16 protein-coding genes are annotated in these 20342 nt (G+C 35.0%); 4 read left to right on the top strand and 12 right to left on the bottom strand.

Annotated features, from left to right (window positions below; translation table 11 throughout):
* Positions 1–27 precede the first annotated feature (27 nt).
* From F6K23_RS13350 to F6K23_RS13330, 5 genes are all read right to left on the bottom strand, one after another.
* Positions 28–2439, bottom strand: coding sequence for a peptidoglycan DD-metalloendopeptidase family protein (locus tag F6K23_RS13350; RefSeq protein WP_293155849.1), 2412 nt, complete (start codon positions 2437–2439; stop codon positions 28–30).
* Positions 2440–3096: 657 nt separating this feature from the next.
* Entirely contained in the window at positions 3097–3558 is a 462-nt protein-coding gene (locus F6K23_RS13345) for a tRNA (cytidine(34)-2'-O)-methyltransferase (protein ID WP_124147594.1), read from the bottom strand.
* 246 nt (positions 3559–3804) lie between these two features.
* The gene (locus tag F6K23_RS13340; protein ID WP_375340758.1) at positions 3805–3972 is read right to left on the bottom strand and encodes a hypothetical protein; all 168 of its coding nucleotides are present in this window, start codon (positions 3970–3972) and stop codon (positions 3805–3807) included.
* 153 nt (positions 3973–4125) lie between these two features.
* On the bottom strand, positions 4126–5277 hold the full coding sequence (gene gshA, locus F6K23_RS13335) for a glutamate--cysteine ligase (protein ID WP_293155844.1): 1152 nt from the start codon (positions 5275–5277) through the stop codon (positions 4126–4128).
* Between the two features lie 291 nt (positions 5278–5568).
* Positions 5569–6390, bottom strand: a complete 822-nt coding sequence (locus tag F6K23_RS13330; protein WP_293155841.1) for a cobyrinic acid a,c-diamide synthase — start codon at positions 6388–6390, stop codon at positions 5569–5571.
* 1100 nt (positions 6391–7490) lie between these two features.
* On the opposite strand from F6K23_RS13330, the gene F6K23_RS13325 reads away from it, so the two are divergent.
* Positions 7491–8354 (top strand): Npun_R2479 family HD domain-containing metalloprotein, encoded by an 864-nt coding sequence (locus F6K23_RS13325; RefSeq protein WP_293155838.1) that lies wholly within the window; start codon positions 7491–7493, stop codon positions 8352–8354.
* Between the two features lie 1485 nt (positions 8355–9839).
* Here the strand turns inward: F6K23_RS13325 and F6K23_RS13320 are convergent.
* On the bottom strand, positions 9840–10970 hold the full coding sequence (locus tag F6K23_RS13320; RefSeq protein ID WP_293155835.1) for an ABC transporter ATP-binding protein: 1131 nt from the start codon (positions 10968–10970) through the stop codon (positions 9840–9842).
* A 678-nt stretch (positions 10971–11648) separates the two neighbouring features.
* Between F6K23_RS13320 and F6K23_RS13315 the strand changes: the two genes are divergently transcribed.
* On the top strand, positions 11649–13295 hold the full coding sequence (locus F6K23_RS13315) for an iron ABC transporter permease (RefSeq protein ID WP_293155832.1): 1647 nt from the start codon (positions 11649–11651) through the stop codon (positions 13293–13295).
* 34 nt (positions 13296–13329) lie between these two features.
* Complete coding sequence (locus F6K23_RS13310) at positions 13330–13584, top strand: hypothetical protein (protein ID WP_293155829.1); 255 nt, start codon at positions 13330–13332, stop codon at positions 13582–13584.
* Positions 13585–13827: 243 nt separating this feature from the next.
* Here the strand turns inward: F6K23_RS13310 and F6K23_RS13305 are convergent, their stop codons facing one another.
* Positions 13828–14643 (bottom strand): BMP family protein, encoded by an 816-nt coding sequence (locus tag F6K23_RS13305; RefSeq protein ID WP_293155826.1) that lies wholly within the window; start codon positions 14641–14643, stop codon positions 13828–13830.
* Positions 14644–14731: 88 nt separating this feature from the next.
* Between F6K23_RS13305 and F6K23_RS13300 the strand changes: the two genes are divergently transcribed.
* Positions 14732–14860 (top strand): hypothetical protein, encoded by a 129-nt coding sequence (locus F6K23_RS13300; RefSeq protein WP_293155823.1) that lies wholly within the window; start codon positions 14732–14734, stop codon positions 14858–14860.
* Positions 14861–15392: 532 nt separating this feature from the next.
* On the opposite strand, the gene F6K23_RS13295 is transcribed toward F6K23_RS13300, so the two are convergent.
* The 5 genes from F6K23_RS13295 to F6K23_RS13275 form a co-directional block, all read right to left on the bottom strand.
* Positions 15393–15755, bottom strand: coding sequence for a macro domain-containing protein (locus tag F6K23_RS13295; RefSeq protein ID WP_293155820.1), 363 nt, complete (start codon positions 15753–15755; stop codon positions 15393–15395).
* Between the two features lie 12 nt (positions 15756–15767).
* The gene (locus F6K23_RS13290) at positions 15768–15917 is read right to left on the bottom strand and encodes a hypothetical protein (protein WP_293155818.1); all 150 of its coding nucleotides are present in this window, start codon (positions 15915–15917) and stop codon (positions 15768–15770) included.
* Positions 15918–15965: 48 nt separating this feature from the next.
* Complete coding sequence (locus tag F6K23_RS13285; protein WP_293155816.1) at positions 15966–16235, bottom strand: hypothetical protein; 270 nt, start codon at positions 16233–16235, stop codon at positions 15966–15968.
* A gap of 359 nt (positions 16236–16594) precedes the next feature.
* Positions 16595–17077 carry a DUF2656 domain-containing protein gene (locus tag F6K23_RS13280; RefSeq protein WP_293155813.1) on the bottom strand — a complete coding sequence of 161 codons (483 nt, stop codon included), beginning with the start codon at positions 17075–17077 and terminating at the stop codon, positions 16595–16597.
* Between the two features lie 622 nt (positions 17078–17699).
* Entirely contained in the window at positions 17700–18701 is a 1002-nt protein-coding gene (locus F6K23_RS13275) for a hypothetical protein (protein ID WP_293155810.1), read from the bottom strand.
* Positions 18702–20342 lie beyond the last annotated feature (1641 nt).

The raw sequence follows: 20342 nt of genomic DNA, 5'->3' as shown, positions 1-20342 counted from the left end.
TTTTACGATGATTATGCAATACCTAACCTAATTATATGCCACTCCCGAACGTAAAAGAGCCATTGGATTAACAGCTCCATTTCCTGTTGGATGGATTTCAAAATGTAAGTGTGGGCCGGTACTACGTCCAGTGCTTCCCATTTTAGCAATTAGCTCACCCTGAGCAACTTTTTGACCTTCTCTCACTAGAATTTGACTGTTATGAGCATAGACGGTCAGACTACCATTGGGATGTTTAATTTCCACTAAATTACCATACCCTCCACTATTCCAATTAGCATAGGTGACAACACCAGGAGCAGCAGCAACAATAGGAGTACCTGTCGGTGCAGCTATATCAATACCACGGTGCATTCTTCCCCACCGCCAACCATAACCTGATGTTAAAGTACCCTTACTAGGCCATGTATACCCAGTAAATTGCATTGAACCACCAGGTAAATAGGTATCAGCTTTACCCAAAGGTGGCAAGTCTGGAGAAACCATTTTTCCTAGTGAAGGATTATTCAGAATCTCATTAAAATTAGCTCCTGTTGGTGCTGTGGCCATGACTGATGACCCTTGAGATGGAACAATCTCTCTTTCTAGGGGTAGTTCTTTAACAACTGTAGCAGGATTTCTGATTTCAGGTCTGTTAGTTCCCATTTCTTCAGACCATTGTCTAGTTTGGCTGCGACTTACTTCTTCCTGATAAGTTGGTTGTAAGTATCTACTACTATTGTTCTCGTTAATAACTTGAGAATTATTCGTTAAATTCTGTTCTGAAGACCACGGTTCAGGTACTGGAATATTTATTGCTTCTGAGGTAATTTTTTGAGAATCTTCAAGTTCTTTTTGATTGTTATATTCCTCTCTTAACCTGCTTATTTCTGACCTCAAACGGTTAGCATAAGGATTGTTTTGACCTTCGGATTTTGCTGTTGGTAGTAACTCACCACTCTCAGTATTTATGTCCACTGGTAGTGGTTGAATGGGTTGACTATTACTAAAAGAATTCTGTCTAGATTCCCTTGTACCTAGATTATCAGGCCATACTTTATTAACTAAGGGATTTTTCGGGCTATCTGTAGCAACCAACTGTGTTGAAGTTGAAGATTCTTTTGGTTTCTTGTGTATTTGATGTTCTTCATCGTCTAGACCTTCAGACCAAGAAACTAGTTGTACACTTCTGTGTGGTTCAACTTCAGCTCCAGTCACATCTGGTACGCTGTCAGATAAATAATTAGATTTTATATTAGGAAACTTGGCTTCAGGAATATTGAGTTGGTTAGCTGTAGTTTTCAAAGAAGGTTGACTAAATTCCTCTTTTGTAGAATGGCTACTTGTAGAACTTACCAGTTTTAATGATTCAGAAAATGGTTGCTGAGGAATTTTAAGTAATTTAGCTGCTTCAATTACATCTAGATTTTTGATATTATTAGCTTTAGCTAATACCTCGACAGATACATTGTTTTCCTTGGCAATTAAACTTAGCGTGTCTCCCACACGGACCTTATATACCAATGAAACTGGTGTAGATGTCATATCAGAATCAATAACCACTGCCCCTTCTAGTTTAGTCCCTTCAGCCTTGATTGACTCTTGAGCAATATCTATTTGACTATCAGCTACTGGTTTAGCTGTGGAACTATTGTCTAATTCAGAGGATGTGGCCATCTGTAGAGCTGGTTCTTCAACAACTAAATTTTCTGATTTGCCATCTCTATTTTCTAGGAATTTTTCCTTCGATTTATCAAATGACTTTCCTACGGACTCAGAAATATACTGCTCATACCTCAACTCCAGAGAACTTTTTGCCGAGAGGTTTTCTTCTTTTTGGACAGGATTAGTTCCTACTTTTAATCGGTCAATTAGCTTACTATTACTGCCTGTTGGCTCCTTGCCCTGCACTTTGGCTAGAGATCCCAGAGGAGGCAACTCATTAGTTTCTAATTTATTAATTTTCGGTTCAGAAAAAACTAAAGTCTCTTCTTCAGATTTTCTGGCTTTAGTCTGGCTATATTTCTGTTGAAGTTCTATAGGAAAAAAGGATTGTTCTCCTAGTGTATGTTCTGAGGGCAGGACAGTCTCAGGTTGAGTTGCTTCAACTTCAGAATCAGTATTTTCTTCTACCTCTACATACCCTTGGGTTAATTTCTGAAGTAGTAGACCTTTTGGCCTATTAACTCCAGTAACATTTAACTCTCTAGTTGAAAGTTCATGTTTGTTACTGTCCACTCCAGGAAGTTCGGCTGCTACTGCCATATCGCCTTTCCCAGACAACAGGATGCCTGATGCACCCATAGTGGTTGAAATGGCAGCAAGTCCAATCATGGCAGCAGCGGAAGAAGTTTTTTTGCTACCAACTATACTTATTTGTTTTGACTGCTCAATAGTTGCTTCTGTGTGAAGTTCACAGGCAGCGGCAGAATTTCCTTTACTTGGAAATGTTCGTTTCAAAGAACGACCTCCTATCGACAAGGGTTTAACTCTCCTTAATTTTTCTTCGTCAATGACCTAATTCACTCTATTTTAGAGATCAAGATCACTGACAAACATCAAACTTAGGCTAGGTTATCTTGCTTTCATCAAAAAAGCAAGGATAATTTTAATTGGATTTTTTTTGATTTAATGGCCAAAAATAGAGCCAAAATAAAGTAACTAACTTTTAAGACTATAAATATTACAACATTCTTGCTAGTAGTTTGTTTTTGCCATGTTATTTGAAAATAATCCAATTGTATTTTTCTCTGAATTATTTAGTCCTTTAGTAAATACCCTCTAGACTAACAAAAGGATTTCAGGAGAAAATATAATCTAAATTTTGGTATACACTAACTTGGCAGTCGTGGCAATTATTAGAGCTATAGAAATTTCTTATATATTAAGATAGAATTACAGACTGCATGCGTCATACTTATACAGAGCAAAATGACCCATTAAATACTTATAATTGGAATATTTCAGAACTTAAAGATTTTTGAGCGATCAAAACTATATTTAGTGTGGCACTATAGTTTTAATTAGGGATATATGATGTTTTTCATCAGTATTAATACATATCTGTAAATAGTAAATAAATATTATAGATTTATAGATATTATCAGAATAATGATTTTAACTCAGATAATCCAATTGACGCCTGGCTTCAAATAAACCCAAGGCAGCACTAACAGAAAGATTTAAACTACGAACCTTTGGCTGTGTCATTGGTATATAGAGAGTTGCTACACAATACTCTAGGACATCTTGTGGTAGTCCATTAGTTTCTGAACCAAACAATAGCCAATCATTTGTTTGGTATTGAAATTTAGTATAATTAGAAGCCCCTTTTGCACTAAAACCTACCAGTCTTCCACCTCGTTGCTGATGATAGGTTTGAAACTCTTTGAAGTTATCGTGGTCATATAGTTTAACATAAGGCCAGTAATCTAAACCGGCCCGTTTCAAATAGCGGTCGCTAATTTCAAAACCCAAAGGTTTTACTAGATGTAATTCTGTATTAGTAGCAGCACAAGTACGAGCAACATTTCCTGTATTTGGGGGAATTTGCGGATATACTAGAACAATCTGAGGCATTAAATCAATTGATTTTGATATTGAGAACATTAAAGTTGTTAGCTAGAATATCCTACCTTTAAGTTTTAGGATTTCTCTGAAAATTCAATAATTCAATACAATATAGGCATAATAAAAACTTAACTATATGCCTAATATAGCAATTAGGTTTTTTCCCCTAGCCTGATCTTAGTTTTGTTAGTTTTACTTTCTAGACTAGTGTCGTGTCTCACCATTCTGATCCTAGAAACACTATATTTTGATTTCCTAGTTCGGTAGTCTTGCATAGTAATGATGAGGATATATAATATATTTTCTAATTTCTCCCCATCTCCCAATCTCCCCATCTCCCAATCTCCCCATCTCCCCATCTCCCCATCTCCCAATCTCCCCATCTCCCCATCTCCCCATCTCCCAATCTCCCCATCTCCCCATCTCCCAATCTCCCCCTCTCCCCATCTCCCCATCCCCCCATCACCCCATCTCCCCATCACAAGGATATGTAGCAAAACTTTTGAGATTTGGTATAACTCCTAATTCCTGACTCCTTTCAACCTATGTAGCTGAACTAAATGAAATGGTATTAAGTTAGGCTACCATTGATTGACATAATTGATCTTCTAGCTCTTCTTCTTGTTGTGCCATTTCCAAGATTGCTGCTTTAATTACGCTTCGACTGTCAAGACCACTGTTATATAGATCTAACCATTTTTGTGCTGTATTCCCTTCCCGAATAATTTTTTTAATTGGAGAAAGAAAGCAACTAAAGCCAAGTTTTTTGGCATAAGGTAAAACCTGTTGATAAATTTCCTCAATCCAATTTTTCGCTAAAATAGTTCTACCATCTTCCCAATGGGAAAGTTGAGCTTCAAGGCTATGATGAGCTGCGGCTATTTCGTTATTATCTGCTAAAGCTACTAAATCTTCCAAACGGTTAGTTGCAGATAAGTTACTTTTTTCTAAGGGGTCTAGACTAGGATCGTCAAATAATTGCCATAAACGAGCTTCTAATAAAGCTACCAAGGCTAGCTGCATAACTGGGTTACTGACAAAGTCACAAATTCTTAATTCTAGACGATTAAGATTATAGGGACGGCGATCGCCGTTAGGCCGCACAGAACACCACAGATGACGGACATTTTGCATAATACCTGTAGCAACTTTCTCTTCAGTCCATTTGATGAAATGACTATGACTTTCAAATAGAGGGACATAAGCTGGAGTTTTCGGAAAAGTAGCCCAACGAGTAGAGTGAAACCCTGTAGCTTGACCATCTAGAAAAGGAGAAGAAGCACTGATAGCCAAATATAAAGGTGCTTCCATCCGGATCAGTCTAATAGCACGCATCAATAATTCTGGGTCACTAATACCAACATTTATATGAATACTGGTTGTTACAACTTTTGCACCGTAAGTTTGTTGTATATATGTGTGATATGGGTTGTTAGGGTCAGAGCGTTCAAACCTATCACTACCTCCTAAAGATAAGGTGCTTCCTGGAATTATTGTGTAATCCCCTAAAGTGTTTAAATAACTTCTCAATTTCAGTCTAGGCTTTACTAGAGCACATAAAAGTTGAGCGTAGCTACACAATGGTGCAGTTGTGTATTCTACATTTCTACTATCTGGCTCCCTAACAAACCCCTCTACTTTGGCCACAATTTGGTCTGACAGGCCAACAGTATTACCTTGGGGTGTGCCAGTGTACATTTCTACTTCAAATCCTTTCGATAGCAGCACAACAGGCTCCTAAATTTGGTTTATCTATATTTTTAATGGTATCAGTATATTTAACATCTTTGGTCTATGTCCTAGAGCTTAGATTATCAGGAGATTATTACTTTATTGAGGTATAGCATTTACATTTTAACTGTGAGATATTGTAGATATTTAGGGTTTAATAAACATAAAGTAATCAATAATTATTTAGGATTGCTATATCCTAACTAGTCTGAAAATACTGTAGATCAAAGCAGCTAAATATTTAATTATTTAATATATTTCTAACAGAGATATTTGCAGGATTCTCTTCTAATTAACTAGAGACTCAAATTCTAGAGGAAAAATTTCTTCTTCCTCTTGCTGTTGGAATATATAATCATAATCAAATTTTAAAGCTTTAATATGGCGAGCGATCGCAAAACCACACTTAGTAACTTTATCAGTCGTAAAAGTTGCTATTACTAAAGTCACTAACTTTTTTGGAGATAGTTCAGGTATTTGCACATAATAATCTCTTTTTGCAAAAAATATTCCTTTATCTTTAGGTACAATTATGCCATTAATTTGATGAGCGTGCTGAATTGGTTTGATATATGTTTTAAGAAAATTATCTTGATTTGTTTGAAGACGAGCTAGTTTCTCATGTTGTAGCCAACTCATTGTGAACATAATCTTAATCAATTCAAATCCCAAAATATAGTTAAATATTTGATTTCTTTCTTCTGTATTAATGACTAGTTTTAATGCCGATTCTAAATATTGTTGAGTTTGACAGCGTACATCTTGAGCAGAATGAATATAATATTGTCTAATATAATTTCTGAGTACATTTTCATTTATTTTTGTTTGAGTACGAAACCGTCTTAGATATTTGTTTACCCTGTTAATTGTATCTATATCTTGTAGCATTTTTACTGCTAAACCATCAGCTATATAATCATCTAAAAATTCTGCTTGTTTTTCTGGAGAAGAGCCACATAAAATATAAGAAAAAGATAAAACATAACGGCGTTGATGCCAAGGCAAGCTAGCCGCCCATTGTTTAACTTCTTGAGGTAGTTTATTAAAAATACTATCTTCAGAGTTAGGTTCAAAAAATATATTTTGATATTTATTTTTGCGATTTTTCATTATTACTATTTTGATTTTTACGGATGTTAATATAATATTTTTTTCTTATTGTGATTCAAATCACGTTAGTTATTTTTTACTATCACAACTAATAGTAGATGTTAATCACTGACAAATCGAGATTAAATTACATATAATAGTTATTAAAAAATTTACTATCAAGTTTTTAAGTATATTGTCAATTAAATTATAGTTATTAATTATAGTTATTATAATTATTTGAAAAGAATATTAACCATAATTATAATCTTCAATCACAGGACGGGACTAGAATTTTATTTTCGTACTTTTACAGTTAAATCAAGCTATCTCAAATATAGAATGGTAAACTTAATGTGTCAATAGTAAATAACACCGAAATATGTGGCATTTACATTTTAGCTGTAAATATTATTTTGAGGAAAAAGTAGGAAAAAATTAAGTGCCTAGATTTTTTTTTGCCATTGCAAATATATTTTTTTTTGCTAAATAACTTCAAGAATCAATAGAGCATTTTGTGTAAAGCTTACAAAAAACAATCAATATATACATATTTTTCACAGTATTAAGCTGTGATAGTTTTTATTTTATTATAAGCTGAAAAATATTTTTACAATTATAAAAAAAAAAGTAATGTATAAAATCAATATTTAAAATATCAATATAGAATAAAATATTTGAGAGAGAAGTTGCAGGTTTCACAGAACTCTTTGTAAAATAAAAGATGACAATATAGTTTGAGATATGAAATGGAAAAACTATTACAAAATGATTAATAGATAATCTTCCACCTTAAACTTTGGATAGCATCTAAGTATTCAATCAATGTAGATATAGCAATCCTAAATCATTCGTGAGGATTTTATTGCTTAGGTGTTTCTCATTCCCTGTTCCCTGTTCTCTAAAAGCCTAGGATATCTCACAAATAAAATAAAATTGCTATATCATTGAAACCTGAAATTAACTTTTTCACTATGGCTAAAAATAATAATAAGTAGTACAGAGGAATGAAAAAAAGAAAATGAAGTGAGATAATTTGTTTATGATGGTAAATAAAAAAGTGTATCAGTTCATTGAACTGAAATTCAGTGAAATAGAAAATTTAAATTAGGAGACTGCAGATGTTTAACTCCACAGAACTTTTAATTGATGCCTTCATAAAACGGCTGACTAATGGCTATCGTCATACTTATGGTGGATATAAAGCAGATTATGCTGATATTATTGCCTGGGCGGCCGGAATGGCATTAGAAAATATTGCTAATAGTGATGCCCTGTATCACAATGTAGAACATACTATTCTTGTAACTTTAGTGGGACAAGAAATTTTACGCGGCAAGCATATCCGTGAGGGTGGAGTTTCTTGTGAAGATTGGCTACACTACCACATTTCCTTACTTTGTCACGATATTGGGTATGTCAAAGGTGTATGTCGTCAAGATAGAGGAGATTTAAGATTGTATGCTACAGGTATAGATGATACGAGTGTATCTTTACCTAGAGGCGCTACGGATGCGAATCTAACCCCTTATCATGTTGACCGAGGTAAACTGTTTATTGAGGAACGCTTTGGAGGTCATAAGTTAATTGATGCAGAAGTGATTAAGCGTAATATAGAGCTGACTCGTTTCCCTGTACCAGCAGATGAAGATCATCAGGATAAGGAAAACTATCCTGGTTTAGTGAGGGCAGCAGATTTAATTGGTCAGTTAAGTGACCCCCGGTATTTACAAAAAATCAGTGCCTTATTCTATGAATTTGAGGAAACAGGCCAGAACAAAATATTAGGGTATAATAACCCTGGTGATTTACGTCAGGGCTATCCTAAATTTTACTGGAACGTGGTTTATAGTTATGTTAAGGATGCGGTGGCTTATCTAAACCTTACTCAACAAGGAAAACAGATAGTAGCGAACCTAAGTGCGAATGTTTTCCGAGTAGAGCATGATAATGCTGTCGATGAAGCGTTAGCTGTAATTTACTGACCTGGTAAGTAAAAACTAATTGTTAGTAGATAGACCGGGTTTTTATTAACCTAAATTAGAAATCCGGGTTTTTATTAATAGGAAAATATTGGTCATTTTTTGAAAGTATGATTTTCCCAAAAATTGAGTGATTATATACTAGAGCTATTGAGAGATTGATACATCATTAATAATCCGACTATTCCTACTTAATTATTTATTACTAAATAGGTGGATTTAGTTATCCGTAAAATAGTGATGGAGGTTAAAAACGGTGAAAAATTTTTGAACACTGGCTTCATCTTCATATTTTTCGTTTTAACCTTCATTTATACCCACCTATTTACATAAAATTATCCTGACTATTTTTACTAAAATTAGTTAGCATTTTCTCATAACTTTTATTTTCAAAATTAACTTTGCATAGAATTATCAACAATTATAAGTGTGGCTAAAATGATCGAGTTTGTTGCAATTAATAAGTAAAATATTTGAGTTTTATAGCAGAAGGAAGAAAGCTTTAGTTATCTAGGAGAGAAGGAAAAATTTTATGTTGTCTGAATTTTAAGCTTTTGATCTGTCCTAACCTTTAGTTCGACATATAATATTAACTCATCCTATTTAGCTAACTATCAAGATAGTTCAATAATGAATAATTAATAATGAATAATTAATAATTACCTCTCCTTGAAAAGAAGAGGATTGACTAATTATGAAAATTTTTATTTATTATCCCCTTAAAAGGGGAGGCTTTAAACCACAATTTTTCGGTAATATCATGTCCGTTTAATTAGCGATAGAACTCCGTTCCGCACTCCGCGTTACATGTCGCGTTTGTGTTTTGCTGGCGCACAACTGCGTTAACGCTGCGGGACATGTTTGCGCAGCATGACCTAGGAAAGCGTTAACGTTTGCGCTCTTCATTCCGTAAGGAAAGTTGTGCGTCAGCTAAACAAAAGCTTTCTTCTCTTCTTCCTTCTTCTTCCCTCCTGACTCCTGATATTATGTCCGGATAATTAGTGATAAAAAAACTTTCTCCAACTTCATTCTACCCTCCTGTCTCCTGTCTCCTGTCTCCTGACTCCTTCGTCGTTTATTTATAACTGTTCAACCGGACATGATATGACTCGGTCCTCCTGAGTCCTGAGGACTCCCTCGTTATTTATAAGTAGGACTTGCTGATTAAATATCAAAGCATTGACTGATATTGGTTGTAGCATTTTTTTGTCTAAAAAAGTGTCAGCTTTTCGGTGGATACGAGCTGCATAAAGCTAGTATTTTGGGACGATTATGGCAGAAAAATCACTCTTACAATTTTTCCGACTACCTCCTCTATAATTCCCATTTCTCCTGACTCCCCCTCCTGGGAGGGGTTAGGACTGACTCCTACCTCTACCACTCATACTTTATTCAGCAAACCCTAAGTATTCAACCGGACATGATATAAGACTTAAAAACCAACCGATAGGTTACAATATTTTTTTGATTTGAGTTGATATTATGAATTTATCTAATAGTAACTAACTGAGAAGATTTTGTCTGATTTTCTCCAGATATTGCTGGAAAAACTCGTAAATTATCTTTAGCAACAGATACTTTGACCTTAATTCCAATTGGCAATGCCACTTGTGGAGTAGTGCGAGCAATTAATTCTTTTCCAGACTCAGTTTGTAAACAATAACGAAACTCACGTCCTAAAAACTGACGATCGCGAATCACTACAGACCCCGCATCATCATGTTTCAACATCAAATCTTCCTGACGGATCATCAGATCGATCCGGTCGAACTCATCTAAACTATCAACTTTTCCACAAAACAAATGATTATCCGTTAACTCAAAACCACCAAGCTCCGTTTCCCAAACCTGACCGCGACGACGCGCAGGCAAAAAATTAGCCTGAGTCACAAATTCCGCCACAAAATGAGAAGCAGGTTCAGTATAAATATCTTCTGGAGTACCAAACTGTTCCACACGTCCGGAGCGCATCACTGCCACCTGGTCAGAAATCGCCATTGCCTCCTCTTGATCGTGGGTGACAAAAATTCCAGAGGCACCAGCACTCTTGAGAATATCTCGTAACTCTTGTCTTAATCTGATGCGGACTTGTACATCCAAATTACTCAAAGGTTCATCCAATAATACTAAAGCAGGACTGGGTGCTAAAGCGCGCGCTAAAGCTACTCGTTGCTGTTGACCCCCAGAAAGTTCGTGGGGATAGCGACTTTCCAGACCAGATAAACCAACTAATTCTAGAGCATCAGTCACCTGATGATTAATTTGCGTGCTTGACTTTTTGCCAGAATTATGTAGTCCGAATGCAATATTTTTTGCTACTGTCAGATGGGGAAATAAAGCGTAATCTTGAAAGACCATGCCAACATCTCGCTTTTCTGGTGGTACCCAATTATGTAGGCCAGCAACTACTCGCTCATTGATAGTAATAATACCTGACTGTGGTTGTTCAAATCCAGCAATCATTCTCAATAAAGTTGTTTTACCACAGCCTGAAGGTCCTAATAACCCCAGTATATCCCCTTGATATAGTGTTAAATTTACATTTTGCACTGCAGGGGTAACAGTGCCAGAAAATTGCTTGCTGACACTCTCCAGATGGAGAATTACAGATTGGGCCATTTATTACTTAACCTCCCTAGTAGTAAGTAAAAAGTTATCAAAATAATTAATAATTAATAATTAATAATTAATAATTAATAATTAAGAGTTGATAGTTAATAGTTATTAATTTAACAATTCACGCCTTGAAGCCTCGCCTTTTAAGGGGATAAAAGCGATCGTTAGCGGAGCTTCCCGGAGGGTGGGATGGCGAGGAAACCTGCGCTATATCCAATCGACCAAGATAATCAAAAAAAATCCTTTTAGTCAATCCTCTTCTTTTAAGAAGAGGTAATTATTAATTATTAATTGTTGAATAATCAATACTTTTGACTGTCAGATGTGTGTCTTACATTCTGAGGAAACCTCAGAATTACACTACTCGATGCATGACTTTTGACTTCCGTGTAGTGGCACTAGCTCCTAGTCCGAAACCTGATGGGGTTTCAATCCCCACTGTTATTTGCTGTGCCTAAAATTGGGGTCAAATCTTTATCCTATTGATTCTGCCTCCAGAATTGCTTTATCCTGACTCCTTCTTTAAGAATTTCAGAATGTCTTTAGTACATTTACCGCTATAGTTCTTAAAGTTGTCCATAACATTAATTATTGCTTGAATTATCTTAACCTACTTTTTAGGAAATGTTCTCATTTAAAGTAATATAAGTTTTTGTAATTTATAATATAAAAATGTTTAATATGAAAAAATTTAACTGCCTCAACTGGAATGCTTGGACAATATTTGTCATAGCGATCGCAGCCTTAATCTCAGCTCCTGTAGTATTTATTCTCAGCAGTATTTTCTCGGATACAGGAGAAATTTGGAGTCATTTAGCTTCTACAGTTTTACCTCGTTATCTCCTAAACTCTTTTATCTTAATGGTAGGGGTAGGTTGCGGAGTTGTGGTCATCGGAGTAGGGGCAGCATGGTTAGTCACAATGTGTCGCTTTCCTGGTAGTCGCATCTTTGAATGGGCAATGTTGTTACCGTTGGCAACTCCTGCTTATATTCTTGCCTACACTTATACAGAATTATTAGAATTTTATGGACCTGTACAAATGTGGTTGCGAGAGGTATTTGGTTGGGGAAGTGTCAATGATTATTGGTTCCCGGAGATCCGTTCCATTGGAGGAGCGATCGCCTTATTAACCCTGACCCTATATCCTTATGTTTACTTACTAACACGAGTCGCTTTTTTAGAACAATCAACCTGTACTTTGGAAGCCAGTCGTTCCCTGGGATGCAACCCTTGGCATAGCTTTTATAAAATAGCTTTCCCCCTAGCTCGACCAGCAATAATGGCAGGTTTAGCACTAGCACTGATGGAGACTCTCAATGATTTTGGTACAGTGCAATATTTTGGAGTAGAAACATTTACTACTGGGATATATCGGACTTGGTTTGGTATGGGAGAGAGAGTTGCTGCAGCACAGTTAGCAGCAGTATTGATGTTATTTATTTTATGGTTAATTTTGCTGGAATTATGGTCGCGTCGGCAAGCAAAATATTATCAAACTAGCAGTCAGTATCAAAAGTTGCAGCAGTTTCGCTTAGGTAGAATACGTGCAATTGTCAGTTTATTTAGTTGTTTGCTGCCAGTTTTATTAGGTTTTCTGTTGCCAGCAGGATTATTATTGGAAATGACTATTGCTGAAAGTGGGGAAAGTTTTCGGGGACAGTTTTGGAATTATGCTTCCCATAGTTTGATTTTGGCAGGAGTTACTGCTATTTTTGCTGTGGCGATCGCTTTAATTATGGCTTATGGAGTGCGGTTAAATCGGAATTTGGGAATGCGTTTATCAACTCGCATTGCTGCAATGGGTTATGCTGTACCTGGTTCAGTTATTGCAGTGGGAATTTTGATTCCTATAGGTGCGGTTGACAATATTATTGATAGTTTCATGCGTTCAATATTTGGCATATCAACTGGTTTATTATTTAGTGGAACTATTACAGCATTAGTGTTTGCTTATTTGGTGAGGTTTATGGCGGTAGCATTTGGTGCTGTGGAGTCAAGTTTGCTCAAAATTAAACCTAGTTTAGATGATGCTTCCCGAAGTTTAGGTTATGGACCTACGAAAACTCTGGTGAAAGTTCATGCACCGATGATGTGGGGAGGGTTATTAACTGGAGCAATGTTAACTTTTGTGGATGTGATGAAAGAGTTGCCTGCAACAATGGTAATTCGTCCGTTTAATTTTGATACCTTAGCAGTGAGGGTTTATAATTTGGCTTCTGATGAGCGGTTAACGGAGGCAGCAGGTCCAGCTCTAGCAATTGTTTTGGTAGGGATTATACCAGTAATTTTGCTAAGTTTGAAAATTGCTAAATCGCGTCAATATTAAAGATAGGGGGATGGAGAGATAGGGGGATGGAGAGATGGGGGGATGGGGGGATGGGGAGATGGGGAGATGGGGAGATGGGGAGATGGGGAGATGGGGAGAGGGGGAGGTGGGGAGATGGGGAGTGGGGGAGAGGGGGAGAGGGGGAGATGGGGAGATGGGGAGATGGGTAGATGGGGAGATGGGGAGCTGGGGAGCACAAAATGATTTGACTATTGTGGCATCCGCAATAAATAGAGGAAGTAGATATTTCCCTACTACAGACTCTGAAGTTATGCGCTTCACAAAATGATTTGACTATTGTGGCATCCGCAATAAATAGAGAGGAAGTAGATATTTTTCCCTCCACATTATCCGTATTATTTATTATTCAAAAATCTCTTCCCTTTTACCTTCTAGCTTTAATTATAGTAGTCGAAAGAAAGGGCGCAAACATATTAACAGCTTAAAACTCAGACAACACCAGATTTTTCCCTCTCTCCTAGATCGCTAAACATCTTCTTCCTTATCTACTTCTTTCTTATTTCTTCATCCTTCATTTTTTAACACAAACCTTATCTCGACCACCTTCTGTACAATCTTCAAACTTCAGTTTTCCAGCCAATATTTGTTGCTGAACTTCTTCAACTTTTTGCTGAACTTCCTCTGGCAAAACATCATTAAAACGACCCAACTTAGTAATATCTGGATTTTCAATTCCTAAAATATACTTTTCTCCCTTAAGTTGATTATTTTTAACAAGATTAGCAATATAAGCGATCGCTCCTCCAACATCCTGCACTGCACTGGTCAGCACCGCTTTTGGCGCAACATCAAGCTGGTCAGTTGTATTACCCACCGCATAAATTCCTTTTTCTTGTGCCGTTTTCAAAACTGCTGGAGCAGCATTATCTAATAAGTGATAAATTACATCAACCCCAGTAGAAATTAAAGCCAAAGCTGCTTCTTTTCCTTTAGCAATATCATTAAAATCTCCAGTGTAACTAATTACAACTTCAACACTGTCATTTACTGACTTAGCACCTAACTCAAATGCCTTACCTTGTAAGTTAGTTCCTTTAAAAGATAAACCTGTAAGATAAGCAACTTTATTAGTCTTAGTCATCAAACCAGCAATTAAACCAGCAAGATCACCCATTTGGAAATAATTTGTTGTCACCGAAGCGTAATTTTCACCAGCAATATTACCATTAACTCCCAAAAAAAATGTATTGGGAAATTGACTAGCTACTTGTTGAATAGCAGCATCAAATTGTCCGCCATGACCTACCACTAAATCATAATCTTTCCTAGCAAAATCAGAAAGGGTTTCTACCTGGTCTGGTTGAGCAATATTTTCCACATAAATCATCTCACCATTGAGAATTTATGCTGTTTTTTTTACCCCTTCATAACCAGATTGATTCCATCCTCCATCGGTAATAACTCCAGGTAAAGCAATGGCTATTTTAAAAGTTGTAGAATTATCTATAGAATCATTACTAGGATTTTCTGTCAGAATAGTTATAGAGGGAGAATCAGCACAAGCTTTTAATAATAAGCTCGTTACTAAAGTTGCTGTACCATAGGAAAGAAATTAACGTCGATTTAATTTTTTAGTCATATTAAGGTAGTCCTATAAATGTAGTAATTTACTCTAGAGTCAAAGAGTATAAAATATCTCTAATTAAAATTTTAAAAGCAATAGTATTTATCAACGCAGAAGGAAAAAGTAAGAAGGAAGAAGAAAGAAGAAGGAAAAATATTGAATTGTCTGAGTTTTCAGCTTTTGATATTTCCGCGCCCTTTCCTTCGACTGCTGTATCTACCAATATTTAGCAATTAACAATTAACAATTAATAATTACCTCTTCTTAAAACGGAATTGATTGACTAAAAGGACTTTTTTTGATCTCTTGGTCGATTGGATATGGCGAGGTTTCGTCGCCATCCCACCCTTCGGGAAGCTGCGCTTTATATGTTGCGTAGCAAAACGACCGCTTTTATCCCCTTAAAAGGGTCGGCTTCAAGGCGTGAATTGTTGAATGAATAATTATTAACTATCAACTCTTAATTATTAATTATTCATTATTAATTATTAATTGTTGAAGTCTCCCTCTTCTCAAATTTGGAGTTGCCTTTCAGCAGCAATAAAATTATTAATTGATTTCGGCGGGTACACAAAATGGTCATAAGCGAGAGCCATTTGTCTAGCAGCTTCTTGGTAAGAAACTTTTCCTATTCCTGTACCTAAACCTGGACAGACAACATTTTTAATTTGTTGCTTTTGCTGACGGTTGTGGTGTCGCACTGCTAGTAACATTGCCCACATTGCGATATAAGGAATATCGGTGCCAGCAATGGACATAGGTACACGCATAGTGGGGGTATGAGCAAGAAAAGGATGTTGAGGATGACCAGTTTCGACAATAGTAGATGTGCCAACTGATTGTTCCGATACTATTTTGCTAACAATTGTTAACAATGCACAGCAAGATCAACCTGCTGAGGGGGTATCTCCCAATGCGGTAGAAAATTTTTCTACCACGCTTTTGATCAAAATTCCACGCGGGACCTTTAAGTCGCGATCGAGGCGAAAACCATCGTTACCAGTAACAACTTTTTTACCACCTAAATTATTCAGCATTTCACCAGTCCAGCTAACGGTTTTGCTAGTATAAGCTTCACAAACATCTCAGACGATTTTGTTATATTCAGCACCTAGATATTCATCTAATATTTTTTGTTGAACCGAAGTCATTAAAAAATCACCAAAATATTTGACGATCGCTGCATCCATACCACCATCCATAAGTCCAAAAGAATTTCCTGGACTTACTAAACAGTCATATTCTGGTACGGTCTCGAAATAATTATTGATAATTTCTAGATTGGGTAAATAATGGAAATGTTCTTGAAAAGCATCATATAGTAATTTATTTGGAGCAACTAAAATCAGTTTCATATTAGTTTCTATTCTGGTAGTTTTAGAATTATCAAGAATCCCAATATATTTTCAATTTGAATAAGGAAAAATATCAGCCTTAAAAAATATTTTTGGAAATAATTTGCGTTCTTTGAATTGAGTCTCAAATATATTTTCTGTTTTCTCCTCAACAAATTGTTAAATCATTTATTTTATTTAATCATGATTTATGCATAACCACCAAATATAGTAGGGGGGTTAACAGCCGTTAACCCCTACAAATGGCGTATATTTTTGTCTTTTGCGTAAGTTTTATCAATCTTGAATCTACCACTTTGAATAAAGAGTGAAACATAACTCGCACAACTTTTCAACCAGAAATGGATTCAGTAAATAAATTAACTCAGAATATTTTTCATTTCTATTTTAAAAATATTGTCAATGGTTTTTCCGGCAGTTTTTTCCTCCCAGTTAAGGATATTGAGAAAAGTTTCTGCTGAGTGAGTTTCTACAACATCAATACCCCATTCTCCTGTTTGGAGAGTATCAGGAGAATCACTTAATGGAGGTGTTTTTTTCAAACCTCCCAGAATCAAGACATCAACAATTAAATCTTTGTCATTTTTTTGAATTATTCGTTTTTCTATTAAAGCTTCAGCACATTTTTCACCAACTTGAGGTGGGGAAAAAACTTGATGTTCAAATAAAATTTCTACCATCCAATGAGGATGATTTAATTGCCGACATTTCAGTTGTGGATATTTGCTTAAACCATCAATAAAAACTTGAGCAAATTCTTCCCTATTTAATTCAGGCAGGGTATTTTCTGAGAGTTCAAAATTGTGGGAAAGCAACATTCGTCCAGTTTTAGATTCAGTCATTATTTTATTTATCCTATGTTCTAGAAATTTTAATTCATAATTTTATAGCAGAAGGAAGAAGGAAAAAGGAAGAAGGAGGAAGGAAAAATCTTACGTTGTCTGAGTTTTAAGCTTTTGATATTTCCAGTCCTTTTCCTTCGACTGCTATATATTCTATTAGACCATAAATCAAGACCATAGATAAAATTGATATCTCTATAAATTTCGGCATTGCTGAATTAAGGTATGAAAGTAGGTTTGTAGGGAATAGGGAATAGGGAACAGTTAATATTAACAAGTAGTTCAAACCATCCAAAATACAAAATTCAAAATATAAAATTATCAAATCATACCCAGAATCAGCAACGGCTAAATTTCAAATAAAAACAGCATAAATCACAGGAATTTATATTAGACAAAAATTATTAGTTATTCAGACAATATTTTGATTTTAGATGAATTTTTGTAGGAATGTTTCATAGAAAATTTATACATTATTTTTCATATCTATATTTACTATTTACGTCAAGGAAGCTTAGATAAAAATTATCAAAATAATTGGGTCGCGCAACCCCGCTTTTTAAGGCGAAATATTTTTGGAGCGAAGCTCAAATCCACGTTACAAAAATAACTTCTGACTTCGTTAAGATTTTCCATTTTTTTCTGGAGGAGCAAATTCAACATAAATTAGACTTATTTTGTTTTGATTGCGGATAAATGATGCTCCTAAATTTAAGTCAGTTAAGTTTTGTAGTAATCCTTCTGCTAGTCCTATTTTTCCCGAAATAGAATAAGAATCATCATTAGTTAATTCAATGGAAGCTGTTAAACATTTTCCGTATAAACGACTATGAGCAACTGCTGTCCATGCTGGTTCATAAGGAAGCCAACTATAATTTTTTTCATCAAATTTTTCTACTATTTCCGAACTCCAGGGTTTTCCTCCAAGTGATAAATTTCTGATTGATTCATCTGATTTATTAATATCTCCTTCTATTTTTCCTTCTACTCCACCTGCTCCGGTAAGTTTAGCATTTGCTTCTATTTCTGTTGCTGTTTTACCGACTTTTTTTTCTTTAATTGTAATTTGAGTTGCTCCTAAATCGACCAATAAGCGAATTAGTTCCGCTTCTCTTTCTGCATAAAGCAAAGAGTCAAATACTTCTATAGGAATATATTTATTAATTTTAGATTTTAAGGGATGCGCTCTATATAATTTTCCTGGTAATGGATGACCAGGAGGAAAATCAAAATCTTCTGGTATATCTGAGTAGGGAGTTTCTGTAATAAATTCTGACCAACCTTCTAAATTAAATTCATTTAAAGCTAATTTTGTATTTTCGTCGAGTTTTGCTTGTTCGCTACCTTCAGTATTTTTTTGATTATCAATCAGTTTTTTTAGTATTGACTTGTAAAGAGAATAATAAGGAGTAAAAACTGAAAAAATTATATCTATATAAGCTTCATTTTCTAATGCATTCAATAAACTTGATTTGAAACTATTTGACCGATCATCATCTTGTTCAGTAGTTACAGTAGTAATTGCTGAAGATAGAGATTGTTGTAAACTAGATTTATCATTAGGGGTAATGTAAAGTAGTGGTTTATATTTTTTGACTTGTTGAATTTCTGAAGATTGATTCATAACAAATCCTCCTGTAAAACTTTGAACAAAAATATTAGAGATTGATTGATGATTAGATAGTAATAATTTACAGATATTACAATCAAGCAAACTATAAGTACAAACTCATACTTACTTTTGCTTTACCTCTTAAAAAAACTTCAATAGAGAATTTACTATTTCCGGATTTTCGCCTCTGAGCATTAAAAAATTTTCAGAGGAACTCATAATTACTCTTGCTTTCTCTTCTCTACAAATTTGCATAAGGCAAAATCTGAGAAACCCACTGATGGAAAATTTACTACTTCCAGATTTTCCTTTTTAACCATCAATAAATTTTCAGAGAAACCATACTTACCCTGACTTTAGCTCCTGAAAAAATGTCAATCGACCAAAATTTAAAAAATACACTGATGGAAAATTTACTACTTCCAGATTTTCCTTTTTAACCATCAATAAATTTTCAGAGAAACCATACTTACCCTGACTTTAGCTCCTGAAAAAATGTCAATCGACCAAAATTTAAAAAATACACTGATGGAAAATTTACTACTTCCAGATTTTCCTTTTTAACCATCAATAAATTTTCAGAGAAACCATACTTACCCTGACTTTAGCTCCTGAAAAAATGTCAATCGACCAAAATTTAAAAAATACACTGATGGAAAATTTACTACTCCTGAAATTTCCTTTTTAAGCATCAAGAAATCTTCAGAGAAAATCAGACTTACTCTGACTTTAGCTCCTGAAAAAATGTCAATCGACCAAAATTTAAAAAATACACTGATGGAAAATTTACTACTCCTGAAATTTCCTTTTTAAGCATCAAGAAATCTTCAGAGAAAATCAGACTTACTCTGACTTTAGCTCCTGAAAAAATGTCAATCGACCAAAATTTAAAAAATACACTGATGGAAAATTTACGACTTTCAGATTTTCCCCTCTAACCATCAAGAAATCTTCAGAGAAAATCAGACTTACTCTGACTTTAGCTCCTGAAAAAATGTCAATCGACCAAAATTTAAAAAATCCAATGATGGAAAATTTACGACTTTCAGATTTTCCCCTCTAACCATCAAGAAATCTTCAGAGAAAATCAGACTTACTCTGACTTTAGCTCCTGAAAAAATGTCAATCGACCAAAATTTAAAAAATCCAATGATGGAAAATTTACGACTTTCAGATTTTCCCCTCTAATCATCAAGAAATCTTCAGAGAAAATTAGACTTACTCTGACTTTAGCTCCTGAAAAAATGTCAATCGACCAAAATTTAAGAAATCCACTGATGGAAAATTTACTACTCCTGAAATTTCTCCTTTGAGCATCAAGAAATCTTCAGAGAAAATCAGACTTACTCTGACTTTAGCTCCTGAAAAAATGTCAATCGACCAAAATTTAAGAAATCCATTGATGGAAAATCTACTACTTCTGAAATTTACCCTTCTACCATCAAAAAAATTCTAGACTCATCTATACTTACCCTGAATTTAGCTTCAGAAAAAATTGACAGTTTGGCAAAATCAGAGAAACCCATTGATGAAAAATCTACTACTTCTGAAATTTACCCTTCTACCATCAAAAAATTTCCAGACTCACCTATACTTACTCTGAATTTATCTCCTGAAAAAATTGGCAGTTCGGTAAAATCTGAAAAACCCACT

Origin of the sequence: Okeania sp. SIO2C9 (genome assembly GCF_010672455.1) — a bacterium.
GTDB lineage: Bacteria > Cyanobacteriota > Cyanobacteriia > Cyanobacteriales > Microcoleaceae > Okeania.
The sequence above is the reverse complement of the archived record's forward strand: the minus strand, read 5'-3'. Positions and strand labels throughout refer to the sequence as shown.

What these genes read in the sequence shown, in the direction of transcription:
- F6K23_RS13345 (WP_124147594.1), bottom strand. Translation starts at nt 3,558, where the DNA reads ATGCCTCAGATTGTTCTAGTATATCCGCAAATTCCCCCAAATACAGGA.
- F6K23_RS13340 (WP_375340758.1), bottom strand. Translation starts at nt 3,972, where the DNA reads ATGGGGAGATGGGGAGATTGGGAGATGGGGAGATGGGGAGATGGGGAG.
- F6K23_RS13330 (WP_293155841.1), bottom strand. Translation starts at nt 6,390, where the DNA reads ATGAAAAATCGCAAAAATAAATATCAAAATATATTTTTTGAACCTAAC.
- F6K23_RS13325 (WP_293155838.1), top strand. Translation starts at nt 7,491, where the DNA reads ATGTTTAACTCCACAGAACTTTTAATTGATGCCTTCATAAAACGGCTG.
- F6K23_RS13320 (WP_293155835.1), bottom strand. Translation starts at nt 10,970, where the DNA reads ATGGCCCAATCTGTAATTCTCCATCTGGAGAGTGTCAGCAAGCAATTT.
- F6K23_RS13315 (WP_293155832.1), top strand. Translation starts at nt 11,649, where the DNA reads ATGAAAAAATTTAACTGCCTCAACTGGAATGCTTGGACAATATTTGTC.
- F6K23_RS13310 (WP_293155829.1), top strand. Translation starts at nt 13,330, where the DNA reads ATGGGGGGATGGGGGGATGGGGAGATGGGGAGATGGGGAGATGGGGAG.
- F6K23_RS13305 (WP_293155826.1), bottom strand. Translation starts at nt 14,643, where the DNA reads ATGATTTATGTGGAAAATATTGCTCAACCAGACCAGGTAGAAACCCTT.
- F6K23_RS13300 (WP_293155823.1), top strand. Translation starts at nt 14,732, where the DNA reads ATGGCTATTTTAAAAGTTGTAGAATTATCTATAGAATCATTACTAGGA.
- F6K23_RS13290 (WP_293155818.1), bottom strand. Translation starts at nt 15,917, where the DNA reads ATGCTGAATAATTTAGGTGGTAAAAAAGTTGTTACTGGTAACGATGGT.
- F6K23_RS13285 (WP_293155816.1), bottom strand. Translation starts at nt 16,235, where the DNA reads ATGAAACTGATTTTAGTTGCTCCAAATAAATTACTATATGATGCTTTT.
- F6K23_RS13280 (WP_293155813.1), bottom strand. Translation starts at nt 17,077, where the DNA reads ATGACTGAATCTAAAACTGGACGAATGTTGCTTTCCCACAATTTTGAA.
- F6K23_RS13275 (WP_293155810.1), bottom strand. Translation starts at nt 18,701, where the DNA reads ATGAATCAATCTTCAGAAATTCAACAAGTCAAAAAATATAAACCACTA.